Genomic DNA, 23,158 nt, shown 5'->3' on the forward strand with positions numbered 1-23,158 from the left:
ATCACCTGTCTCTTCACGAATTTAATCCAGACCGGGACATCAGCAATTGGATGAAAAATCCACCGACAACGGAGCGATTCTGGAAATTCATTTGCTTGCCGCTCATCGTGTCATACCAATCGGTCACCGGAACGCGAGCAGAGGTTTCATTCATGAAATCCCATAAGGGCGCAATTATGGCTTCAAACTGGGATTTTGTAGCACTCATAGAGGCACACCATACCAGCCAATCCGCTTTTGTATACGTATCGCGGCTATCCAGCGGAAGGCCGTAACGATTCTGTCTCAACTTATAATATTCCAGCTCATGGGCAGCAACTTCTTTTGGAAACAGGTTTAATTCCAGCAGGCGATCCCATACCAGATTGTATTTCATGCTCCAAGAATCGTTGGCACTGTCAAACGTAAGCTTATAATGGTCTCCTGCATCGGCCATGGATATCCATTCATTCGCCATGTTTCGAGCGGCTGCAAGATAAGTGGCTCCGTCCTGCAAGCCCAGTTGATCGCACATGTACGAATACGCGGCAATGCCCAAGATCGCTTTAATGGACAAATTCGCATTATGCGCCAGATGTCCGGCGAAATCATCCGTGCACAGCTGATTATCCGGATCGAGCCCATGCTGCAGTAAATACCCCGCCCATGCGGTAAGAGGTTCCCAGTGTTCCCGGGCAAAATCCGTATCTCCTTCATACTTGCATACCGCGGCAGCCATCAAGAGCATATTTCCGCATTCCTCAATCGGCATCTGGTATTCCAGTTTATTCTCGCCATACACCTGACCGTTGGCTTTGGGGTACGTTCCCACGTCATGAGGCGCAAAATCGAACGGCCAATCAGGGCTCATGGCATACTTATAAATCGGGCGCATCATACCCTTGACCAGTTCAGGATTGTATCTTAAGAACAATGGAATCGACGGGTAACTGACATCGACCGTAGCGATGCAACCGTTACTGAAATTCTCCTTGGAAAAAAACAACACGCGTCCCGCTTCATCGGCAACCAATTTATGAGCGGCAATCGCCTGTCGATAGGTCAACGCCAAGATATCCCGGTACTTTTCGCCGCCTGCGGCAAGACTCTCAGCCGTGAGCTCGCGATTGAATCTCTCACATTGCTGCATGATGTCTTCATACTGATCGGCTGCGGCTAACAGCATGTCATGAAAGGTCCATCCGTTTCGCTTCCAATAAGCATCCAGCGGCTGGTTAAAATATTCGATTGCATGAATATCGTCATACGCAAGCATCAGATACTCGGATACCCATTCTTCCCGGACCGGACCCAAATCGATTTCGGCGGCCATAACGGGAACGTTATCGGATACCGGTCTCGGCTTCTGATGATCATCTTCCGACGGTAATTGGCCGGTTCGTACATATAATTCACGGCTTGGCACAGCATGAATCACCGTCTGGATACGTTCCGTACGGGGAACCGCCAGAACCATATACCCCCAATCGATCCTCGTATCATCTCCGGCAAGCTGTAGAATGGGCTGTTCAACAGTGCCCATCGACATCATATTCAAGCGTCCATCGATTAGGCGATGCTCCCAGGTCACTTGCTGATCCGGTGTATGCACGCACCACTCGCCTGTGACATCGAAGTAGATCTTAACATCATGGGCACGCCCATCCATCGAACGAACCTGTACCGTCACATACGTGACGGGCCGGGATAACAGATCAAGATTATCCAGTAACAAAGGCGTGGTGAACTCAACCTGAAGCTCAATGCCTTCCCCCTGAAACGTATAACGGGTGGTTAGCGGCTCAACTGTCAGATCGGTTTGCTCAAGCGCTTCAGGCTCAAGTCGTTCTGCCGGATCCTGCGTGATAACTTTTCCTATGAATCGTCGCGGGGCGCCATCAATGATGGCTAGTCCCACCATGCCCTGAATCTTGTTCGTCCAATGCCGGGTATGATCATCGTAGAGATGATCTGCAGCGGACCACACGCTAAAATAAGGATCTACGGTGACCAGGGGTACGGATGGAGGTCTGAATTTCGTTGTCATCTGACTTCAACTCCTTCATTCTTCTTTATTCTGGATAATGCCTTTCATATCCTTGCGATTTGGAAACAAAAGTGAGGAGAGCGCAAAAGGCTTCGCCCCCTTGATTGCCAAGGTGCTGCGAAGCCTTTCGTATTACCGGGCTCCCTTGATGATGGAAGTCATCAGTTCGGCATCTGAACGGTTACCACGTCTTTCCCCTTCAGATTTTCGTTCGTGAACTGCATCGCTTTCTCATATCCGGTCTTACGTAGCTGTTCTCGTAGTTCGTTAATAATGCTCATGGCGGCTTCATCCGATTTAGCAAATACCGCTTCCTTCCAAGCATCCCCCATTCGATCCATCGATGGCTTCAGCATTTCCCATTCCGGTGCTTTCGTGATGACATCGCCCGGGTTATAGGCGGTAATCACGTGAATGCCGTTCGGTCGGAGGATTTTGCGTGCTTTCTCCATGGCATCCAGCCGTTCCTGTTCGGCCCAGATGTCTCCGCCAGCAACCGAATTGATCCGGTCAAGGCCCGTCAGCGACTCGAGGCCAATGCTGATACCTTCGTTCTTGCGCAGCTTCATGTTGGTGTCTGTGCTGAATTTGTCAAACCATTCCTGGTTGGCAACCGGCTTGCCGTCTTTCATGTCCCAGTGAACACCCTGAACTCCATATCTCGCCAGCATGAACCCTTCGTCCGAGGCCATGAAATCCAGGAACTTCAGCGCAGCGTCGACGCAAGCGCCTTTACAGTTCTTCGTGATCGCCGTGACGTTGTTGCCCTGAATTCCGAGATCAACCGGCCTGTCCGGCTCGACGTCAGCGCGCTCCAATGGGCCGAGCGGAATGTAGTCGCTGCCCGGATGCGAGGAGACATACTCCTTGGACGCATCCAGAATGGCCGGATAGTGCGCGGCAAGGATAGCGATGCGGCCCTGATTGATTTTTTCCTTGGCGATCGGGTCCGTCTGGGTAAAGGTTTCCGGATCCAGCAGCCCTTCTTCAACCAGCTTCCGGTAGAACAGCGTGTACTCTTCATAACCCTTCGTGAAGAAGTTATGTTCAACCGTGCCATCACCTTTATCTACATAACTTGCACCCGAGTAGAACATGGTGTTGCCGATGCCAACGGCCCAGCCGTTACTGAACCCCCCCAGCGGAAAGACCGGCTGGCCGTTCTCTTGCAAATTGGCATCTTTGATTTTTTTGAGGAAGTTATAGAAATCGTCCTTCGTGACAACGGATTGCGGATCGACGCCGACTTTCTCGGCAATGTCTTTGCGCACATAGAAGCCATAGAGCCAATCCATGCCGTCTTCGTTCGTGGCCGGCTGATTTTGCAGCAGCAAATATTTTTTGCCGTCGTAAGCATCAATCGCTTTCTCATATAATGCCGGCGGCACATTTTCTTCCGCAATGGATTTGGACAGGTTCGGATAATCCTTCAGCTTGTCCGATATATCCACCAATTGTCCTTCTTTGGCCGCCTTGATGATCCCATCCAACTCCCCGCCCCAGGCAGGTCCGGTATAGATATCCGGCAAATCCTGCGTGGCGAAGATCTGGTTGACCTTCTCCGTCTCACTGCCTTTCGTATATTCCCATTCAAGGGTAACGCCGGTCTTCTCCTTGATGACTTCCTCCACCGGTGTCATGGCATCGGAACCGTTTGAGCCATTCCAATTGTGTAATATTTTGAGTTTGTATGAATTCTCTCCTTCTGCCCCTTCTCCGTTATCTCCGTTCCCTGATGAATTCGTGCAGCTGATCAGCAAACCTCCAACCATGATGGACACGAGCAATGCGGATACGCCTTTCGACCAAACCCTCTTCAAACCAATCGCCTCCTGGAATATGGATATCAATGATCTTGGTAAAGCTTTGGACAAATTCCGGGTCAGGATGACCTAACCTTTAACCGAACCGATCATAACCCCCTTTACGAAATATCGCTGCAGGAACGGATAAATGCACAATATCGGGAAGACCGTAATGACAAGCAAGGCCATCCGGAGCGATTCCGGCGTTGCGCCAGCACCGCTGGTTCCACCAACCGTCTGCCCTCCCTGCTGCGCGGCCCGCTGCATGGAATTGGACAGTGCTTCAGCTTCCGTCAGCATTTCTTGCAACAGGGTCTGCACGGGTATCAAATCTTTGTTGGATACGTAGTACGCCCCCGAGAACCAATCATTCCAATGGGCCACTCCGATAAACAGGGAGATGGTGGCCAGCACCGGTCCCGAAAGCGGAAGTATGATCCGAACGAAGATTTGAAAATCGCCGTACCCATCAATGCGGGCTGACTCTTCCAGCTCCTCGGGTATGCCTTGCAAAAAGGTCCGGATAATGACGATGTGCATGAAATTGAACAGCATCGGCAGAACATACACCCAGAAGCTGTTGATTAGATGCAGTTTTTGCAGCGTGATGAAGAACGGGATGAACCCGGCACTGAAAATCGTTGGCAAAAAGATGTAAAAGGTGAAAAAAGTGCGGCCTGGCAATGTTTTTTTGGAAAGCGCATAGGCCATGAGCGTACACAGCACAACATGAAGGAATGTACCCAGCACGGTGCGCATGAGCGTAATTTGGTACGCCTTCCAGATGCGGGCATTATCGAATACCTGGGCGTAGTTCTCCAGCGTGAATTTACGGGGCAAAAAATAGATCGCCCCCATCATGGAATCCTTCCCGTCATTAAGGGAATACGCCAAAATATAAATAAACGGATAGATCATGGAAAATCCAATGATGGCAAGAACGGTGTAATTGAACACCGAGAATAAAGACCATTTACGTTTCATAACGTCACCTCCTTAGAACAGGGATACATCACTGACTTTGCGGGCGATTCGATTGACGGTCAGAACCAGAATGAGCCCGATGATGCTTTGGAACAGTCCGACCGCAGCGGCGTAACTGAGACGCCCTTCTCGGATACCGGAATTGATGGCATGCACGTCCAGTACGCTGCCCATGCTGGCAGTCGCAGGACCATTCAGGAGAAGGAGCTGTTCATACCCGGCGCTCATCAGATTCCCCACGGCGAGAATAAACAATATGATGGCCACATTGCGGATACCTGGAAGTGTCACATGCCACATCTGCTTGAAACGTCCTGCGCCATCCATCTTGGCAGCTTCGTAGAGCTGCTGATCGATACCCGCAATGGCGGCCATAAAGATAATGGAATTCCAGCCGATGTTCTTCCATATGTCCGACCCGACAATCATCTGGTAGAACCAGGTAGGGTTGTTCAGGAACTGGATCGATTCGGCTCCGAATGAGCCCAGCAAGTCATTGACCGGACCCCCGTATGGAGTCAGTAAACGCTGCATGAGAGTAACAACCACGATCCACGATACGAAATAAGGTAAATAAGAAAGAGTCTGAATCGTCTTCTTGAATTTCATCTTCCGAACTTCATTCAACAGGAGCGCAAGCACGATCGGCATCGGAAATCCGATCAGCAGCTTCATGAGACTGATGATGACCGTGTTGCGAATGATGTCACCAGACTGATAGTAACTGAAGAATTGTTCAAAGTACTTAAATCCTGCCCAGGGACTCCCGGTGAATCCGCCAACGAAGGTATAGTCCCGGAAAGCAACTTGAATTCCGTATAAGGGCACGTAAGAGAATAGAAAAAACCAGACGATGCCTGGCAGCATGAACAAGTAAAAGAGCTTGTGCTGCCAGATTCGTTTCATGAATCGGTTGTTGGTTAATCGTGACTTGCTCACATTCCCACCTCTCCTTTCAGTGGGGCGGATTGGCCGCCCCGGTTATATTAACGGAATCTCAAACGCAGCGTGATGATTTCAAACGGCGTGAAGGATAGCGCAATGGTGTTGGATGTTTTGTCAATCGGCAGCGCAGTAAGGATGTTTTCCATCAGATCCGTAGTCCAGGCTTCGGCCGCTTCAAATCCGAAATGAAGTGCCGTGTTGGCATGCGTTCCCGATGTTTCGTACAGACGAACCACGATGTCGTCGCCATCCTCGGCTTTCTTGACGGATTCCACCATAATGTTCGGATGATCCGGCCGCAGAAACGCTTGGGATGAAGGAAGCTTTCCCTTCTCTTGATCAAGCATGGAAGGCATGGGCATCGTACGAAGCGGGATGTTCAGCTCATTGCCTCTTCGGTAGATTTCGGCTTGGACATGGTTCCCTTGATGCGGATATAACGAATAGGTGAATCGGTGCTCCGCACGGTCCGCTTCCGGATCCGGATAAGAGCTGCTGCGGAGCAAATGCAGATCCAGCACGTTATGGATCGCCCGATGGCCGTATTTGCAATCATTGAGCAGCGCGACACCATAATCCGGCTCCGATAAGTCAACCCATTGATGAGCGCAAATCTCGTCTTTCGCAAAATCCCACATCGTATTGCGGTGGGTCGGTCTGCTCAAGCTGCCGAACTGAATTTCGCAGTGAACCTGATCCGTGCGTATATTGACCGGGAACGAGGTTCTTAGCATCTTGCCGTTCTCTTTCCAATCCACGTCCGTCTCGAAATCGATGCGCCGGCTGCCCTCCGTCAGCACAACGGTCTGGGTCAGCGTAGATTCCCCATAAGCGTACTTGAAAACCAGCCCGATTCGCGGGCCGTCCCGCAGCTCCTGGATGTGAAGGAGCTTTAACTGCTTCCCCGGATTCGCCGAATAATCATGACGGAAATCCCAGGCATCCCCGTCGTCATGATACACGCGAAGATCATTACCCGAGCGGCCTTGCTGAATGACTTCGCGTGCTTCCGCCTTATCCAGGATCGATACAATGCCTCCATTTTGATCAAATTTCACGATCAATTTGTCATTCTCCAGGCTTCGTTTCAAGGCTGTAACGTCTAATTCCGTTTCCGGTTTTTCCAGAAGCATTTCGATGCCTGACGCTACTTCATCTTCGGCTCCAGGATCGGCGACATCCGATATGACGGCGTAGCCCATCGATGGAACCAACACGTTATGCCATCGTCCATTTGAGCGCAGCCATTCCCGGCGTTCCCAAGGCAGCGAATTGAATACGACAGTTCCAGGAGAAGCCTCGGCATCGTGTGAAATATGCTCTGCGAGATAGCGGTAGGTTTCGGTAATCATGGCTTCCGTTTGTGAAAGGAGCTTTTCATACCGTTCTAACGACTCATCGTACACCCGCTTAATTGAAGATCCCGGAAGAATATCGTGGAATTGATACAGCAGGACTTCCTTCCAGATCGTCTCCAGCGTTTCGGAGGGGTATGTCTTGCCTAACCGGGCAGCCAGCACGGAAGCAAACTCCAGCTCGCGCAGCGCTTTTTCCATCTTCCGGTTGTACCGTTTGCTTCTCGCCTGACTGGTCAGGGTGCCTTGGTGCTTCTCCAGATAAAGCTCACCGCGCCAGGTCTGGAATGACTTGCGTTCTTCATTCAATCGCTCAAAAAACTTCCACGAGGGCTCCTGTACGACGGGGGACAGGCCGAGCAGGTTCTTCTCGCGAGCCAGCCGCTCCAAATGCTCCTCGCCCGGACCGCCTCCGCCGTCGCCAATGCCAAAGAGCATCAGGGCATGGCTGGATACATTTTTATCTAAATATTCCCGCTCCGCTTTGGCGATGGAACGCGGGGCTGCCGGGCTGTTGTACGTATCTTCAGGCGGCATATGCGTTAATACGGCGGAACCATCAATCCCTTCCCATAGAAAGGAATGGTGAGGGTGTCGATTATACTCGCTCCAGGAGAGCTTCTGGGTCATCATGTAATCCACGCCCGACTTCTTGAGCAGCTGCGGCAGGCTTGCGGAGTAACCGAATACGTCCGGCATCCAGAGTGAGTTCATCTCCAAACCGAATTCCTGCTGAAAATATCGCTTGCCGTACAGGATCTGGCGGACCAGGGATTCACCGCCCGGCACATTGGTATCCGACTCCACCCACATGGCCCCCTGCGGTTCCCATCTGCCTTCACGCACCCGCTCCTTGATCTGTTCATATAGCGCGGGGTAATGCATCTTCATCCAGTCGTATAGCTGGGGCTGGCTTGCGCCGAATACATACTCCGGATAGCGTTCCATCATGCGAAGTGCGGTCGAGAACGTCCTGGCACCTTTCCGGATCGTTTCGCGGATGGGCCACAACCAGGCTAAATCAATATGTGCATGACCTACCGCGCTGATCGTTAAGACCGGATCGCCCCCCTGCAAGCGTAATTGTTTATCCAATTGCTTCTTCGCTTGATTGATCGGTTCCGGCGAGAAATCCGTAAGCTGCAATGATACGTCATACAGCGCCTGATAGATTCTCTCTTTGCGTGCGGTTCCGGCAGGGAGCTGCTCCGCAGCTTCCAAGAGTACTTCGACGTCGTAATAGAGACCTCGAATATCTTCCCGGCAGATCGCGATGACAGCCTCTTTCAAGGTTCCTCCCCGATATTTGCCGAAGAGATCGTTATTGCCTGCATCTGCCCATACTTCAATGTCAGATCCGTTCATGTACATATCATGAAGCCGGACAACGCGTTTGCCGGGGAGTCCTAATGAAAAATCGAATTCCGAATTCACGGTAGTCAATCCCTGAACTGGCGATCCTTCCAGGTCTACCAGACACAACTCGCCGTTGATGTCGAGTAAGAGGACGACGTTTTCCTTACGGCAATTAGCCGGAAGACTCCCGGTAAAACGGAACCAGGCACAGTCCCACAGGCTGCCCCATCGTTCTCCATGGACAAGCGTCATTGGCGTGCCTGTCATTCGATCCATGTACGATACGGGCTGAGGGGTAACCCATGCCGTCACTTCCAACTCGGCAACGGGCTCATATATAGCTTCCCGGAGATGGTTTAACATTTGTTTTAACGGTTCCAGCCTTATCGGTTCGTATGGCATGATGATTTGCTCCTCTCTATGGCATCAATCGGTTGCAGGCTCAGGTATGAATTGCGCTGTCCAATCAACCTGGATCTCTGCTAGGTTCGCGCCGCCATGTTCGTACTGCAGCAGGACGGTTAGCGACTGCGGATCCCATGCCCATCCGGCAGGTACGGCTTGATCCTGAATGATGTACTGGACAGATATCGGCTCTGTTGGGCAATATAATCTCGCGCTTGCCTGCAGATTGGACGGCCCTCTCGCAATGAATCGGAAACCTGATTCCGTCTGGACAAGATTCTCGATGCGGGAGGAAGCGGCAATAACGGATGCCTTGCCGTCCGAAGGGCGTCCGGCCTCAACATCATAGAGCAGTGCTTGTTTCCCTGGACTTAACGTAACCTGAGGCAGAACGGATAGCTTTGGATCGAACAAGTCCACAACCGGGCCTGCGATGTTCAACGGCTCATCGGTGATCGATTCCTCAAGAACCGAAACGATAAGATAAGGACCTCGTTTGAGCTTGAAATAATGTTTGGGAATCACCATGAGTTCTGTACCGTGAAGTGCCTCCAGCGTGTCTTGGACGGCGTGCCGCAGCCGGTCTGCCCCTGCTTTGGATAGGGCAAGTTCAGTCGGATGTTGATCCAACCAGCACACGACGCCTTTTCCTGCCTGATGGATACCTTCCGCTTTCTCCTTCAGACCAAGCTGCTCAAGCAGATGCTCCCGCGGTGAGTTGTACTTGGAGCCAAACGGCTTATACTTATGATCATGGTTCCACCATGAACGAATGCCATGATACGGGTCGCTGTCATCGCCCACATAGATCAACGCCCCGCCTTCGTGCACCCACTGGGCAAGCGCATTATGAATGTCCGGATACTCCGGTTTGAAGAATTCATAGCTCAGAACCAGCACTCGGTATGGAGCCAAATACCCCGGATACCGCCTTACATTATCCAGCTGAAGCGGACGAACGGGTATTCCATGCTTCAGCAGCGGCAGCGACAGACCGTAAAAAGGGGAAAAATCAAGAAGCTCCGTGTCCCCTTCCGCCTGAAATCCTTCAGGGTCGGTACCGTCGTATTTGCCGGCATCGGGCGCTTCCGGTTCCGGCTTCATCCGTTGAAACATAGCGGAGTCGGCAATAAGAACGCCAACTTGCAAGTCATCTTCCGCCGATACGATCACTTCCTGGCCCATGTTGCCCAGCGTATGCATGACCTGGAGCAGCGTCGTTGCATACTCCGACGGGATGGACTCCTTACCCGAGCCGTCATCGGATGGATAAGTTCCTTTAAAGATTCTTCGCGGCCAGGGTGAAACTTCGTAATGGGCAACCCCGGGATGCAGCAATGAGGCAACAACGGTCTTTAAGTAGTTCTGTTTGTAATCCGCCCAAGTGTGGTTCGGGTTATCTTCGATCGGATCATGCAAGAACCACATGCGTCTGTCAGTTCCGCGAACCAGCTCCTGCATCACACCATATTCAAGGTAAGCGGTTTCAAACGTTCGTTCCTTGCGTTGCCCTTCATACACGTTTGGCGTCCTTGATGTACCCGTCCAGATCTGTGCAATGTATCCGTCAATGGATGGAAGCTCAACGAGCCCGGATTGCGGGCTGACGATTCGCCACTGCGTATAATTGATCAGACTATGGGTCGGAACGTAAAAGCGAAGGACTCGGCCGTAACGAGTTAGTGCGTAATCCTTCATCTCTGCACATAACCGGTCCAGCACACGTGTGTATAAATGCGCTTTCAATTTGGAAGCTCGGTATTGTGCGTCAGGTGAAAAGTGCGGTGGAATCCATGGCTCTTTGTAAAACAGCAGCCATTCCCGCTTAAACGCTTCCGAATAACCGCCATTCACCCAGAATTCCGGCTCCTCCAGATGGATGGCCTCGACGCCCGCATCAACCGCGATGCGTATTCGATCCGCTAGATAGCGGCCAAAGGAAATCGTTGGCACCATGTAAGGAATAACCGGTTGTTTGCCATGCAGGATCATCTCCCCGTGACGATCGGTCTGAGCTTCATCCCAATGTGATAAGCCGTCAACCTCCCCATCCAGATAGTTGTTGTATGTCCCCCATGCGACTCCTGTCATCAGATGGACGATATATCCCTTTTCCTTCCATTGCTGAATGCGCTCCGGCATCGATTCGTCAATTCCGTAGACCATCACAAAATCAGTCTGAAGATCATAGTCGGGATGATACGGAGCCGATTCCTGAAACCCGGTTCGCTCTTCTCTGCGATCTTTTGGCACGTTCTCAACCTCCCTGCTCAGGTTAGATGTACTTGTGCTTCTAGGTAATCCATCATTTTCTAGAATATAATATATAATATTAATATATTCAATATGTTTTTTAGTGAGAATTAAAAAAAGCCCTCTCCGTTAGTTAACGGAAAGGGCTCTTCCTTAGCGTAATGATTAAGTTTGTGGAACATGACCCGAAGTTTGGCGGATCACAAGCTCAGGCTCAATCAGCAATTTGCTGTAGCTCTTCACTTCTCCATGACCGCGTAAAACTTCGAGCAGTTTACCGGCAGCCTGATATCCCATATCCCGTTCAAACTGCTTGACATGTGTAAATATGCTGAATTCCTCCACGATGGAAGTCGGATCGTCGAAGCTGACGATCGACACGTCTTCCGGCACGTTAAGCCCCGCTTGCTTAGCCATCTGATAGATTTGTACGCCCAATCTCCCGTTCAGCGAAATATAGGCGGTAACCATACGATTTCGGATATACCGGTACAGTGGATGAGCTTCGGCATCCTTAAGCACGCTCAGTGGTTTGAAATCCGTAATCATATGCGCCGGATTGATTAACGCGCCTTTGTCCTTTAATGCATCAATATATCCTTCAATCCGCTCCTGAACTGTGACGGTTTGAAGGGGAGAATCGGAGCATATGGCGATGTTCCGGTGTCCAAGCTCCCATAGATGTTCAACGGCGAGTCTCGTGCCGCGCCTTCCATCGGCGGCAATATAGTGCGTCTCGACCCCAGGCAAATACCGGTCAATCAGCACAAAAGGAAACCCGGATAGCTTCATACCCAGTATTTCCTCGTTGTAGTTCTCCTCGTCGACCGGGAAAATCAACAGACCTTCGGCTCCGAGTGCCTTCAGCTCTTTGATGGCGTCCTTTTCTTTTTCCAGCTTGCCGTCAGTCAACATGATCATGCTCCGATAACCTTCGTCATTCAGTGCCTCTTGGATGCCCTCGATAAGTCTGATCGCGAAATAATCATGGATGGTGGGCATAATCACGCCAATCATGCCCGTGGCCCGCTTCCCGTCTCTTCCCTTAAGCGGCGTAGTCGATGCCTGGCCCGCAGGTAAGAAGTTGGCCTCCTCTGCTACAAAACTGCCTTTGCCCGGGACGCGGGCAATTAATTTCTCATTCGCTAATCCGGTTAGGGCGTTGGCAACCGTTATTTTACTGACATGAAACTGATCCATCAGCTCCTTCTCTGTCGGAATACGATCACCTGGCTTCATATTTTCTGTTGCTATGACGTGTCGGATATAGTCCTGGATTTGCTGATACAACGGAATTCGATCGTTTACACTCATTCTAATCACATCACCAATTCATTCATGATATTTGAAATATATAATATATCCTTACACATACAAGCGCAATAAACAAGCATGAGCCGATCAACAGCCTATGACGACAAACCCTTGCTATACCTGTGTTTAAATTGCCTAATTTTCAAGAATTATAGGAAGTTTTGTCGAACCACTTGTAAATCTATATTTGAATATATTTAATATGTGTTGATAAGCGAGTGTTAACCAGCTATTGGGCCGCAAAAGGAGGATAGAGGTTTACGGATGAACACACGCTTCAATTTCTGACCATAGACCATAACAAGGAGTGAATTCGCCATGGCTCGTAGATTCACGATTCTCTGTTTAGCCATCCTATGTGCTTTTTCATTAACGAACGGTGCAGCTTACGCTTCGGAAACGGATCCACAGTCAGCGCAAACTAACGGCTCCAATCATCGTGAACTGCCAAGTTTCAAGAAGCCTAAGCATCTGGACGCCGCAGATATTTATGATGCGCCAGGTGACATTAAATTGTTGTTAGGGACCTTGCAGGGAATCGTTAACAGGGATCAGCCCCGGATCTATTTGATTGAATCCCAGGAAGAAGGGAAAATGACCTGGCTTAACGATATAAACGTGCCTTACACGCTTCATGAAGATTATTGGGACGTGTTCTCCGCTTATCGCAGCGAGGCAAAAGGCATGATTGTATATGATCCGGAGGTTCCTGATACGATTAATGTCGCCACCACGCTCGCAGGTTTGAAGAAGGCGGTCGTTGCCAGCCCTGAGCTGGCCGATAAATTGTCCAAAGCTCCATACGACTTGAAGATTCTGGACGATCTTCGCGGCAAATTCGATAGCCGGCTTGAAGCATACACCTGGCAATACGAGCATCTGTGGAAGCAGACAACTCATCAGATGCTGATCGGGCTGGATCCGGATACAGCGATTCGTATTCCTTCCGGACTGCCTGAATCGTTCATGACGATTGCGGAAGAGAAGCAGCAGGTGCGGGATGCAAGCAACCGTGATACTTATAACCTCGACCTCTCCTCCCTCTTGGGAGAATCATCGGTTTATCTGCGTTTCGATGATGCTTTCACCCAGGATGGTTGGGGACCCGCGGTACATGAAGTGACGGTCAAGGCTGACGGCAAGGAGATAGCGTCCTTCATCGCAGGAACCCCTGAAGAAGAGACTTATCTCTATGATCGGCAAAACTCCAAGTATAGTGAAGGCTCAGGCGGGCACCGCTTTGCCGATAACGGCAGTTATTTTGTATATGAATTCACCCCTCCTGCGGGAACTGAGAAACTGACCGCTGAAGTCGATATGTGGAACCAGTACAAGGTTTCGGCGGGGAATATCCGCCCTCCCTCTGCCGAGCAGCAGGAGCCCTATGGCTATTTAAGAGATTACGCCGTTGCCAATAAAGCGATGGTATTCTGGCTCGATTCTAATGTGCCTGAGCAAAAAGCGCTCTTCGAGAAAATCATGTCCGATGTGGAGCCGGGTACTCCTTACCTCGGCTGGTTCAGCAATGATGTGGAGGGCGAGTTCAGCTCGGTCGAGATCGCTTCCCGTTATGGTGTCTATGTTCTGGCGGCCGATTGGTTCAGCAATCTGACCGTCTTCTCCGGAACCAAGCCGAAGTTCAAGCTCGCGAAAACACCTCCACAACCGGCACTTGAGAATAAAATTTACGTGACCTATACCTTTACGGAAGGAGACAATTTTCAATATAACCAGCATCGCATGCGCGTCATGTGGGATGACCCGGCCCGGGGCAAAGTTCCGATCAACTGGACCTCCAGCCCGCTGCTCTATGAAGGTGCTCCGGCGATTTTGAATTATTATCTCAACTCGGCTACAGAGAACGATTTGCTGATTGCCGGGCCGTCTGGAGCCGGATATTTTTACCCTAGTCCTTGGCCGGATGCAAGCTTCCAGCAGTTTTTGCGGCAAACCGAGAAGTATCTGAATAAGACGGGAATGACGATCCCTTATGTACTGAACCGAGTCGATAGCGAGAATGTGCCGTTATCTCCGTTTAAAGCAAAAGCATATGAGGAGGAATATAACGTACCCGGTTTATTTATTAGTTATGAAGACAAATACGGGGTTGAAATCGTTGGCGACAGCCTGCCCGTATCTACGATCCGCGGGATCAGCACCGTTCAAGACGGATTGCAGGTGCTCAATGAAGCCAAAGCGAATTGGGACGGTAAGTCACCGTTGTTTGTCTCACTCGGTATGCTCGCATGGAGCATGACCCCTTCCGATGCGCTGGCCCTGACCGAACAGCTCGGGGCAGATTTCAAAGTCGTTCGCGCCGATCATTATTTCTCTCTGATCCGTGAAAGCTACAACTTGCCGCCAATTAAGAAATGATGATTCCTGTTAAATAAGTGACAGATGTATGAGGGCATCGCAGGTCCGATTATGATTGGATCTGCGATGCTTTTATGATGTAATAGATATCCTGCCCTCCCCCTTGTTTACGGCCTTTAGAGAAAACAATTAATGTCATTAAATATAATTAGTTAATGACATTAATTGACCATGCAATCACTATTCATTGATGTCGTTTAATGCCGTTAATTAATTTGGTTAATATCATTAATTAATATCGTTCAACCCTCCCCTCCCCCATCAATCGACCCGATTTACAATGTCAAATCAATCTGCAGCCAGATGATTTCTCCTGATTATTTCTTGGGTAATCGCAAAAACCACATCCATTCGACAGATGCTCGTACTCTTCCCCTCATACATAAAATGCGGCAAATGGTGAATACTCACTATATCGATTAGCATGTATTCCCTCATATGGAGATTAGTATAATGCCCACTAGCAAAAAGATATCATTGATTGAGGTCTACTTCATCATGCTGTTGTCATTGGGTATCACCAATCATGTTATCCTGATTCCGCTTATTCTGCAGTACGCGGGCCGTGACGCATGGATGGGGACCCTGCTGACGATGATCCTGCATATTGGCTGGATCTACATTTTGTTCTTTATCATGAAACGAACACAGCAGCAATCGATATTCGCCTGGTTCAAAGACAGCTTCGGTCCTATCATGGGCTGGATCTTCGTTAGCATAACGACGCTCTACTTTTTTTGGATGTCCATGGTCATATTAAGAGAAACAGCGACTTGGATTCGGGTCACCTACCTGCCGCAAACGCCCAAAACGGTCGTCTCGATGGCCATTATTCTGTTATGCGTATATGTGGCGAATAACGGCATTCGCTCGATAGCCATTATATCCGGAATCTTACTTCCCATCGTGTGGGTATTGGGCCATTTTGTAGCTGTGTCGAATCTTCAATATAAGGACTACTCCTTGTTGACACCACTATTCGTAGAAGGTTACACCCCGATGCTCAAGAGCATGATTGTAGCCGGCGGCGGGTTTATGGAGATGATTGTGCTGATCTTTCTTCAGCATCATATGAAACGAAAGATGAACTACCTCTCCATTGTTATATTATCCGTCCTTCTCGGCGGGCTCACGCTTGGACCATTGATGGGAGCGATCGCCACATTCGGTCCTGTTCCTGCGATGGAATCCCGCTATCCTGCTTACGAACAGTGGATGCTGGTCACGATTACGAAATATATAACGCATGTCGATTTTCTGGCTCTATACCAATGGATTTCAGGGACATTAATCCGTATCTCTCTTTTCCTGTTTATTATGGCGGATGGCATATCCTTTAAAAAATCCAAGCGGCGCTTTTGGTATTTGTTAGGGCTAGGGGTAGCATTGTCTGTCTTCTCTTTAATTCCGGTAATCGATAGACAAATTGAGTTATTCGTTCTGGGCAAATATTCACTTGCATTCCTTGGCTTCCTATCTGGGCTGACACTGTTCATTGCGATCGTAGTCACATTTAGACCTAAAACAAAAGGGGGCGGGTAGACGATGACACATCACAGACCTCGAAATCGAATGTTCCGTCGAAATTCAAAACAAGTCCGGGGTGCTGTTGACCGTCAGCCCACTTTCGACACATTGGATGAACATACCCTGCGTTCCATGTTTGCCTCTTCCGCAGATGTTGTCATCAAATCCTTCCCGGCAAAGAAGGTTAGTGCGATTCCTGCTTTGCTGATCTACAGTGAAGGAATGGTTGATGCCATGGTGATGACTCAATACGTGCTGCCGGATCTGGAAGAAAAGCTGGAGCACTTCAAAGATTGGGAACCACTAGCCAGAGAACTGGATAAATCGATGGAATGGAGTGAAATTAACAAGCATGCCGATGTTGTAAAGCTTCTGTTTGAAGGGCGATTGATATTATTTTTTTCAACCGAAAAATGCTTTTATTCCATCGATATCGCCGCGCGTCCCAATAGACAGCCTGAGGAATCCAATACCGAGGTGGCCATCAAAGGCGCAAGAGACGCTTTTACGGAGGATATCATCACGAACGTGGCACTCGTCAGGAAAAGACTGCGCACCACCACGCTCCATAATGAACAAATGGTTATCGGCGATCGCAGTCAGACCCGAGTTTCGCTGCTGTACATTTCCGATATCATACGGCCGGAAGTAATCAACGAGGCTAAGAAGCGATTAAAAGGCATCCATGTCGATGCACTCGTAACCAGCGGCCAACTGGAAGAAGCCCTTTCCGATTCTACTCTCTCCCTGTTTCCGCTGATGGACTACATTGGCAGACCGGATTTTGTAGTGGAGTGCTTGCTTCGAGGACGTTTCGTTATTCTTGTGGATGGTTCGCCAATGGCATTAATAGCCCCATGCAATTTGATGGAATTATTAAAAACGCCAGAAGATTCCTATTTTCCATATTACTTTGTCATCTTTGAGCGACTTCTCAGGCTGCTGGGTCTCTTTCTCGCCATTATGCTGCCGGGATTTTGGGTTGCGCTGACAAGCTACAACATGGATCAGCTTCCCTTTCTGCTGCTTGCGACCGTTACCGTTTCCCGGTTCGGGCTTCCGCTGTCCGGGCCGATGGAGATCCTGTTGATGCTGGGTATGTTCGAACTTTTCAGAGAGGCTGGCATCAGGCTGCCCAAAGCAGTCGGTCAAACCATCGCAGTATTAGGCGGTCTGATTATCGGTGATGCCGCCATACGCGCAGGCCTTACGTCACCAACCATGCTGGTTGTATCTGCAACGACAGCGGTCGCAACTTTTACTTTGGTTAATCAGACGCTAAGTGGGACGGTCAGCATTATCCGGGTCTATGTGTTAATCTGGTCCTCCGTGCTGGGGATGCTTGGATTCTTCATTGGAATACTAAGCCTCATTGCATATCTCTCTGTGTTGGAATCCTTCGGTCTTCCGTATTTAGCTCCTGTGTCACCATTAACCATCAAAGATCTGATGAATTCCCTCTTGAAAAAACCTTGGGCTTTCAACAAAAAACGACCGCAAATGTTTCAAACAATAGATGACACATCTGAAGAAAGGGAACCTACATGAGATGACAATTTGCGTCAGAATCCTAAAATTAATGTGGTTAATGGTCATTCTCAATATGTTAACAGGCTGCTGGGACATCAAGGAAATACAAGACATCAATTACATCACGGCCATCGGAATCGATCAAGAAGGGGATGACTTTGTTGTTTACACTCAGATGATGGATTTTACATCCGTTGCCAAAAGCGAATCCGGTAAGGCGGAAAAGCCCTCCCAAATATGGACTTCCAAAACAAAGGGCAGGACCTTGGACATGGCGATCAATGCCATCTATGATTCTACCCAGGAACGAACGGTCTGGAGCCATATCTCCTGTATTCTCATTAGTGAGAACGTATTGAAATCAAATGTCCTAACCAAATTGGATACCATCGGCCGTTATCAGGAGGTTCGAATGACCCCGTGGATATTTGGCACGAAAGATTCGATCGAACAGCTATTGAATGTCCCAGCGTTTTTCAACCTTTCCCCATTAAACACATTGGCCCATGAACCTGCTGAGGAATATAAACAGAGATCCTATATAGAACCCATTCGATATTTTGATTTTATGGCACTGATGACAGAACCAGGCTGGACGATGTTGCTTCCAAATCTCTCGATCGATAAAAAGACATGGAGTCTAAACCAAAAAGAAAATCCGAAGTTGGTGGTTAACGGAGTATTTCCTATATCCAAAGGGGTATCGAAAGGCTTATTTACCGATGACAAGCTCACCGGTTTGCGCTGGCTAGAAGCCGATACGAAACGTTCACACATCCTGATAACAAATAAGAGTGGTGAATTAGCAGGCGTCGTGGTTTTATCCAATCCTAAAATCCGCAGGAAACTAAACATTGTCAACGGCATGCCTAAATACCAAGTTAGCGTCAGTTTAACAGGAAACGTGGTGGAAGCGCTTGATGATATGAACAAGACGGATATGGAGCTACAGGCAGCTAAGGAAGTACGAGAGGAAATTCTGGCTACGTTTAAAAATGGGGTAACTTCAAAAACGGACCTCTTCGGTTTTGAGCACGTATTGTTCAGGAAGAACCCCCGGCTTTGGAAAAAAATCAATCAATCCTCTGCTCAACCGATTGAAGCAGACGCGCTGGAAACCGTTCATGTCGAAGTCCATCTGGATCACGCTGGCATGAAATTGCTCCCCCATCATTATGGTCCAATTACACCTATGACCAAAAACGAAGTAGATTCCTGACTTTTGCCATAAAAAGAACCCACAACAAAGGCAGCCTGTTCTAATGGTCAAGAACGGCTGCCTTTGTATTGAAGCGGAACCTTCATGTGCCATATATGAAAAAGATAAATAAACGTTTTTTGGATCGGTTTGTCCAAACACGCTTTGTTATACGATAACTTCCACGTCGTCATCCTCGAACAAGTCATCGTATGCAACGTAGAGGCCTATAGCTGAGGCAATTAACACTAAGATAGCTGCAATAAACGCCAATTGTTTAACCGTAGCTTTATGCGAGGTTGTCTGCTGTCTTCGTTTTCTTTGCGTTCGTTGGCCCATACCACATACCTCCCGCTTCCATGCCATTACAATAAAATATGAACCGGACAAGAAAATGTTGTTAGGCAAAGCACGTTTGTATATTTTTCATGATATAGGGCCCCAACCCCTTCTAATGATGCTCTTGTTTTATACCGATTTCTCAACGTGTCTAAAGCAGCGAAGCTTGCTGAAAAATACTCTGATATCCTCAATGAGCGAATCCGGGTCTGCCATGCAATAAATAATTTATCGATTGACCATCTAAGGGTTGTTAAAGTGAAGCACCATACCTGTTTTATCATCGGATTTTTTAAATCTTGCATAGGTTAGGCATTCAGGGTCAGCCTCTTCGATCTCTAGCAATTTATGTGCATACTGCTCAACACCGATTTCGAGTACACGCTGCGCGGTATAGTCCCAATAGGATCGATCACTGGGCACATCTTTGGAAGGCCAGAATAAACCATCCGATAACAAGATCACGTGCTTTAATCGAGACCTGTTGAGCTTTCCGTATTCGAGAAAATCAACGGCGCGGGCTTCCCCGTTCAATACGCCATAGCCTCCATACGTGTTACTCTGAAAGCGATTCTCCCTGATGATATCCATAACCGTCCCGTGGAGGTCTTTTTGATTGGACAATCCCTTATTTACGCCTTCCTCCCATTTCTCGATGGCCGGAGATTCTAAATGAGCGACTTGTCTCCAGGTCAACGGGCGAACCTCTCCATCTTGGTATACGGCAAGAATCATGCAGTCGCCTGTCTGTACAAATTCCACGAGATCCTCTTGAATTCGTACAAGAGCAAGAGCAGTACCCCAAAGCCCATCTTTTTTCTCCGTGTTGATATTGGCTTGCACCATAAGCTCTCTTAGCTTTTGGTTCGCTGCCGCAACATGCTCCGTAAGCTGTTCGACCCGGTCCAGTGATTCGAAGTAGTTTTTCACGGCTTGAGCAGCGATGTAACCTCCGGTTTCCTCCTTGTCGCTGAGGTATGGGACGATGGATGAAACCCCATCTAACACGCCATACACGGCAGCTCGCTCGTTTATGACAAGTGCATCTTCATTTAAGAAATGGATTCCCCTATGCGTGAATTGCTCAACGGTTACCATTACCATCCTCCTGTCAATTCCGATTCTGTTTACTAGATTTGCTACTTGCCCCTTGCAGCCCGCCAAAAGACAAGACAAGTTACAAGGATTGCAAGTAGAAAGCTGCTGATGGCCGGAACCACAAGCTGTAATACCAACGTCATCCCATCACCATCAACAACCGTCAACATGGCCATGAGCATAATCAGAATATAGATCACCACGAATACACCCCAAAAAGGTAGAACCGGATACGAATGCTCTCTTTGCGTTGATGCTACATACAAATGGCGATGAATCCACCATACGATCAGGACCAGCCCAAACAAACTACTGCCGTGCTGACATAATTTATACACCTGTATTTGTGCGGAATCGATATGTATCCATTGGGTAAGAAAAGGAATCTGATTCACGATCCAGGCACCTTTGTGCGTAAACTGATCCCATAGCAGGTGCGTGCCAACGCCCACCAATCCCAAGAGGGTTACGGTAAGCCAACCTTTACGTGAGGTCGGCAGCTTCCCTTCCCGATCCCAGCGGTAGGGGAAACATGAAGGCAAATATACAAATAGAACGGGTCGTACGACTGTCTCGAATAAAACGTACAGGAGCAAGATCATGGGAAGATTAAACAGCAAGATACCAGGACCCTCATGGCTCCATATACCAGCTGCCCGAAATCGGACAAAATATTCAAAATCCGGTGCCATGCAGCCGATAATGAGGGCTGACACCGGCAGCGATTTCTTTTTCCACCAAGGCATCGTGATGACAGGATGAGCGAACGTAAACGGCATAAGTTCTCCTAACTGCTGCGAAAGATGAAAATAGCTAATTTTTTACTATTCTAACAGATTCGTTCTCGTAAGGGATGAATAAAATTTCACCTTTATAAAAAGGGACAGGCATCCGCCTATCCCTCATCTACTTTATGGTATTACAGCAGTTCGCGTGCGAGCAGGCGGTAGACCTCCAGCCTCTTTTCCTGCGAATGCGGAATGCTGCATATCATGGCTTCCTGAAACCCGTAGTGCGCTTGCTCTTCCTGTAAGCGTGCTGCGATATCCTTTACCGCTCCCACAAGATGAATCTTGCGGCCTTCCTGGATAGCCATCCGGTCGATTTCCGTTAAGGACACATTCTGAGCTTCTTCGGGCGTCAGCACCTGCGTAATCCGACCCTTGCTCATCATCAGTCGGAAAATATCCTGCGGCAGCGCTTCATACTCGGCTTCTTCCTTCGTTTCGGCCGTAGTCACCATATAGGATACGTTAATCTCCGGCTTTTCCATGAATATGGATGGCTGGTAGTTATCGCGGTAATGATCCAAGATCTCATTGCTCATCGCTCCGTTAAAGAATTGCGCAAAGGAGTAGCCGACCCCCATCTGAGCCGCTTTTAACGCACTGTTGCCACTGGAGCCGAGCAGCCATACTTCCGGCAGCGCAACTCCGGTTGGAGCAGCGGCGTTTTGGGCATACAGCTCATCTTCCGGGACCTCATCACGAAGGAGCTGCATGGTAACGGCGAGCTTATCATACATGTTATGAAGCATCAGCTGCCGCCCTTCCGACAAAGCATACATGGCACTTGTATCGCCGCCCGGCGCTCGTCCTACTCCGAAATCAATCCTTCCCGGAGTAAAAGCGCTTAGCGTCTTAAACACTTCCGCGAGTTTAAGGGGAGAATAATGCATCATCATGACGCCGCCGGTACCGATGCGAATCCGGTCGGTTTTTGCCGCAAGCCGGGCAGCCGTCACTTCGGGTGCGGAGCTGGCAAACGTATTTCCCCCATGATGCTCGGCCATCCACATTCGGCTGTATCCCAATTCATCTGCCAGGATAGCTAGTTCCTCCGCTTTTTTCAAGGCGCCTTCCGCCGTGTTGCCGCTTGTTACGGGTGCCTGATCCAATACGCTTAATCTCATGCGATTTCATCCCTTCCTCGGTTAAATGACCATTTTGTTATTGATCCATTCCTCTAAAGCGGCAACCTTGTCCTTAAAGCGTTCACCGCACATTTCCTCTGACAGTGAAGCGATGGTCTCCCGCTTTAATACGGACTTCCAGGAAGACTCCGCTTCCTCCATTAAATCGGATAACAGGCAGCAGCTTTCCTCTTTCTCCAAGTCCAGCATGTCTACTAGAATTCCGTTGGATGAATAGAGAGATTGCTGCCCTTCCACTGCGAGGTATACGTCGTATACTCGGATATCCTCCGGTTTCTTCTTTAACCTAAAACCGCCCTTGATTCCGGGCACAGACGTGATGATGTCTGCTGTTACCAGCTTTCTTAACAGTTTCTGAAAATAGGTTACCGATGTCCCCAACTGCTGGCTAATCGCTTCCCCGGGCAGCACCGCCTTGTCCGGCAGCATATTCAATAGAACCAGGGCATACACCGACTGTTCCACGCCGGTTTTCATATGCATAAGCAGCACCTCAATTTACGAAAATATCTGTTCATTATTTTAACAACACATCCATACATCCATTCACGATTAAAGCGGATAAACATTATCCACGTTATATCTTATATGAATTCGAACCGAAAGTAAAATCAAGCCGACCTGATGCAGATAAGGAATGAAACCCATCCATAACCCAAGCGCCATGTTATTAGTTAATATGATGAAATAAACGCCTCTAAGTCCAAGTATAAA

16 protein-coding genes are annotated in these 23,158 nt (G+C 49.0%); 4 read left to right on the forward strand and 12 right to left on the reverse strand.

The window, feature by feature from the left end; translation table 11 throughout:
* Positions 1 to 13: 13 nt before the first annotated feature.
* From PLA01S_RS28715 to PLA01S_RS28745, 7 genes are all read right to left on the reverse strand, one after another.
* Complete coding sequence (locus PLA01S_RS28715) at positions 14 to 2,026, reverse strand: glutaminase family protein (RefSeq protein WP_127595389.1); 2,013 nt, start codon at positions 2,024 to 2,026, stop codon at positions 14 to 16.
* A 161-nt stretch (positions 2,027 to 2,187) separates the two neighbouring features.
* Complete coding sequence (locus tag PLA01S_RS28720) at positions 2,188 to 3,846, reverse strand: extracellular solute-binding protein (RefSeq protein ID WP_127595393.1); 1,659 nt, start codon at positions 3,844 to 3,846, stop codon at positions 2,188 to 2,190.
* Between the two features lie 72 nt (positions 3,847 to 3,918).
* The gene (locus PLA01S_RS28725) at positions 3,919 to 4,815 is read right to left on the reverse strand and encodes a carbohydrate ABC transporter permease (protein ID WP_100537064.1); all 897 of its coding nucleotides are present in this window, start codon (positions 4,813 to 4,815) and stop codon (positions 3,919 to 3,921) included.
* Between the two features lie 12 nt (positions 4,816 to 4,827).
* Complete coding sequence (locus PLA01S_RS28730; RefSeq protein ID WP_127595396.1) at positions 4,828 to 5,754, reverse strand: ABC transporter permease; 927 nt, start codon at positions 5,752 to 5,754, stop codon at positions 4,828 to 4,830.
* Between the two features lie 47 nt (positions 5,755 to 5,801).
* Complete coding sequence (locus PLA01S_RS28735; RefSeq protein WP_127595399.1) at positions 5,802 to 8,873, reverse strand: alpha-mannosidase; 3,072 nt, start codon at positions 8,871 to 8,873, stop codon at positions 5,802 to 5,804.
* Positions 8,874 to 8,897: 24 nt separating this feature from the next.
* Positions 8,898 to 11,129, reverse strand: coding sequence for a hypothetical protein (locus tag PLA01S_RS28740; RefSeq protein ID WP_127595402.1), 2,232 nt, complete (start codon positions 11,127 to 11,129; stop codon positions 8,898 to 8,900).
* A gap of 165 nt (positions 11,130 to 11,294) precedes the next feature.
* Entirely contained in the window at positions 11,295 to 12,443 is a 1,149-nt protein-coding gene (locus tag PLA01S_RS28745; RefSeq protein WP_127595405.1) for a GntR family transcriptional regulator, read from the reverse strand.
* A gap of 318 nt (positions 12,444 to 12,761) precedes the next feature.
* On the opposite strand from PLA01S_RS28745, the gene PLA01S_RS28750 reads away from it, so the two are divergent.
* From PLA01S_RS28750 to PLA01S_RS28765, 4 genes are all read left to right on the forward strand, one after another.
* On the forward strand, positions 12,762 to 14,819 hold the full coding sequence (locus PLA01S_RS28750; RefSeq protein ID WP_127595408.1) for a GxGYxYP domain-containing protein: 2,058 nt from the start codon (positions 12,762 to 12,764) through the stop codon (positions 14,817 to 14,819).
* Between the two features lie 453 nt (positions 14,820 to 15,272).
* Positions 15,273 to 16,361 (forward strand): GerAB/ArcD/ProY family transporter, encoded by a 1,089-nt coding sequence (locus PLA01S_RS28755; RefSeq protein ID WP_127595410.1) that lies wholly within the window; start codon positions 15,273 to 15,275, stop codon positions 16,359 to 16,361.
* 3 nt (positions 16,362 to 16,364) lie between these two features.
* Complete coding sequence (locus PLA01S_RS28760) at positions 16,365 to 17,894, forward strand: spore germination protein (RefSeq protein WP_127595413.1); 1,530 nt, start codon at positions 16,365 to 16,367, stop codon at positions 17,892 to 17,894.
* A 1-nt stretch (position 17,895) separates the two neighbouring features.
* Complete coding sequence (locus PLA01S_RS28765) at positions 17,896 to 19,095, forward strand: Ger(x)C family spore germination protein (RefSeq protein ID WP_272868174.1); 1,200 nt, start codon at positions 17,896 to 17,898, stop codon at positions 19,093 to 19,095.
* Positions 19,096 to 19,242: 147 nt separating this feature from the next.
* Here the strand turns inward: PLA01S_RS28765 and PLA01S_RS32175 are convergent, their stop codons facing one another.
* The 5 genes from PLA01S_RS32175 to PLA01S_RS28785 form a co-directional block, all read right to left on the reverse strand.
* Complete coding sequence (locus PLA01S_RS32175; protein WP_164817535.1) at positions 19,243 to 19,413, reverse strand: hypothetical protein; 171 nt, start codon at positions 19,411 to 19,413, stop codon at positions 19,243 to 19,245.
* A 243-nt stretch (positions 19,414 to 19,656) separates the two neighbouring features.
* Positions 19,657 to 20,511: a protein phosphatase 2C domain-containing protein gene (locus PLA01S_RS28770; RefSeq protein ID WP_127595419.1), complete on the reverse strand. Its 855-nt coding sequence runs from the start codon at positions 20,509 to 20,511 to the stop codon at positions 19,657 to 19,659.
* A gap of 41 nt (positions 20,512 to 20,552) precedes the next feature.
* Complete coding sequence (locus PLA01S_RS28775) at positions 20,553 to 21,290, reverse strand: DUF4184 family protein (RefSeq protein ID WP_127595422.1); 738 nt, start codon at positions 21,288 to 21,290, stop codon at positions 20,553 to 20,555.
* 140 nt (positions 21,291 to 21,430) lie between these two features.
* The gene (locus PLA01S_RS28780; protein ID WP_127595425.1) at positions 21,431 to 22,423 is read right to left on the reverse strand and encodes an LLM class flavin-dependent oxidoreductase; all 993 of its coding nucleotides are present in this window, start codon (positions 22,421 to 22,423) and stop codon (positions 21,431 to 21,433) included.
* A gap of 21 nt (positions 22,424 to 22,444) precedes the next feature.
* Entirely contained in the window at positions 22,445 to 22,927 is a 483-nt protein-coding gene (locus PLA01S_RS28785) for an Rrf2 family transcriptional regulator (RefSeq protein WP_127595428.1), read from the reverse strand.
* Positions 22,928 to 23,158: the final 231 nt, after the last annotated feature.

The sequence above is a fragment of the Paenibacillus lautus NBRC 15380 genome, assembly GCF_004000945.1.
Classification (GTDB): domain Bacteria; phylum Bacillota; class Bacilli; order Paenibacillales; family Paenibacillaceae; genus Paenibacillus_AQ; species Paenibacillus_AQ lautus.

Excerpts from the sequence above, each read along its gene's own strand:
- PLA01S_RS28765 (WP_272868174.1), top strand. The coding sequence starts at position 17,896 with ATGACAATTTGCGTCAGAATCCTAAAATTAATGTGGTTAATGGTCATT.
- PLA01S_RS28780 (WP_127595425.1), bottom strand. The coding sequence starts at position 22,423 with ATGAGATTAAGCGTATTGGATCAGGCACCCGTAACAAGCGGCAACACG.
- PLA01S_RS28760 (WP_127595413.1), top strand. The coding sequence starts at position 16,365 with ATGACACATCACAGACCTCGAAATCGAATGTTCCGTCGAAATTCAAAA.
- PLA01S_RS28735 (WP_127595399.1), bottom strand. The coding sequence starts at position 8,873 with ATGCCATACGAACCGATAAGGCTGGAACCGTTAAAACAAATGTTAAAC.
- PLA01S_RS28775 (WP_127595422.1), bottom strand. The coding sequence starts at position 21,290 with ATGCCGTTTACGTTCGCTCATCCTGTCATCACGATGCCTTGGTGGAAA.
- PLA01S_RS28785 (WP_127595428.1), bottom strand. The coding sequence starts at position 22,927 with ATGCATATGAAAACCGGCGTGGAACAGTCGGTGTATGCCCTGGTTCTA.
- PLA01S_RS32175 (WP_164817535.1), bottom strand. The coding sequence starts at position 19,413 with ATGGGCCAACGAACGCAAAGAAAACGAAGACAGCAGACAACCTCGCAT.
- PLA01S_RS28770 (WP_127595419.1), bottom strand. The coding sequence starts at position 20,511 with ATGGTAACCGTTGAGCAATTCACGCATAGGGGAATCCATTTCTTAAAT.
- PLA01S_RS28750 (WP_127595408.1), top strand. The coding sequence starts at position 12,762 with ATGGCTCGTAGATTCACGATTCTCTGTTTAGCCATCCTATGTGCTTTT.
- PLA01S_RS28745 (WP_127595405.1), bottom strand. The coding sequence starts at position 12,443 with ATGAGTGTAAACGATCGAATTCCGTTGTATCAGCAAATCCAGGACTAT.
- PLA01S_RS28755 (WP_127595410.1), top strand. The coding sequence starts at position 15,273 with ATGCCCACTAGCAAAAAGATATCATTGATTGAGGTCTACTTCATCATG.
- PLA01S_RS28715 (WP_127595389.1), bottom strand. The coding sequence starts at position 2,026 with ATGACAACGAAATTCAGACCTCCATCCGTACCCCTGGTCACCGTAGAT.
- PLA01S_RS28725 (WP_100537064.1), bottom strand. The coding sequence starts at position 4,815 with ATGAAACGTAAATGGTCTTTATTCTCGGTGTTCAATTACACCGTTCTT.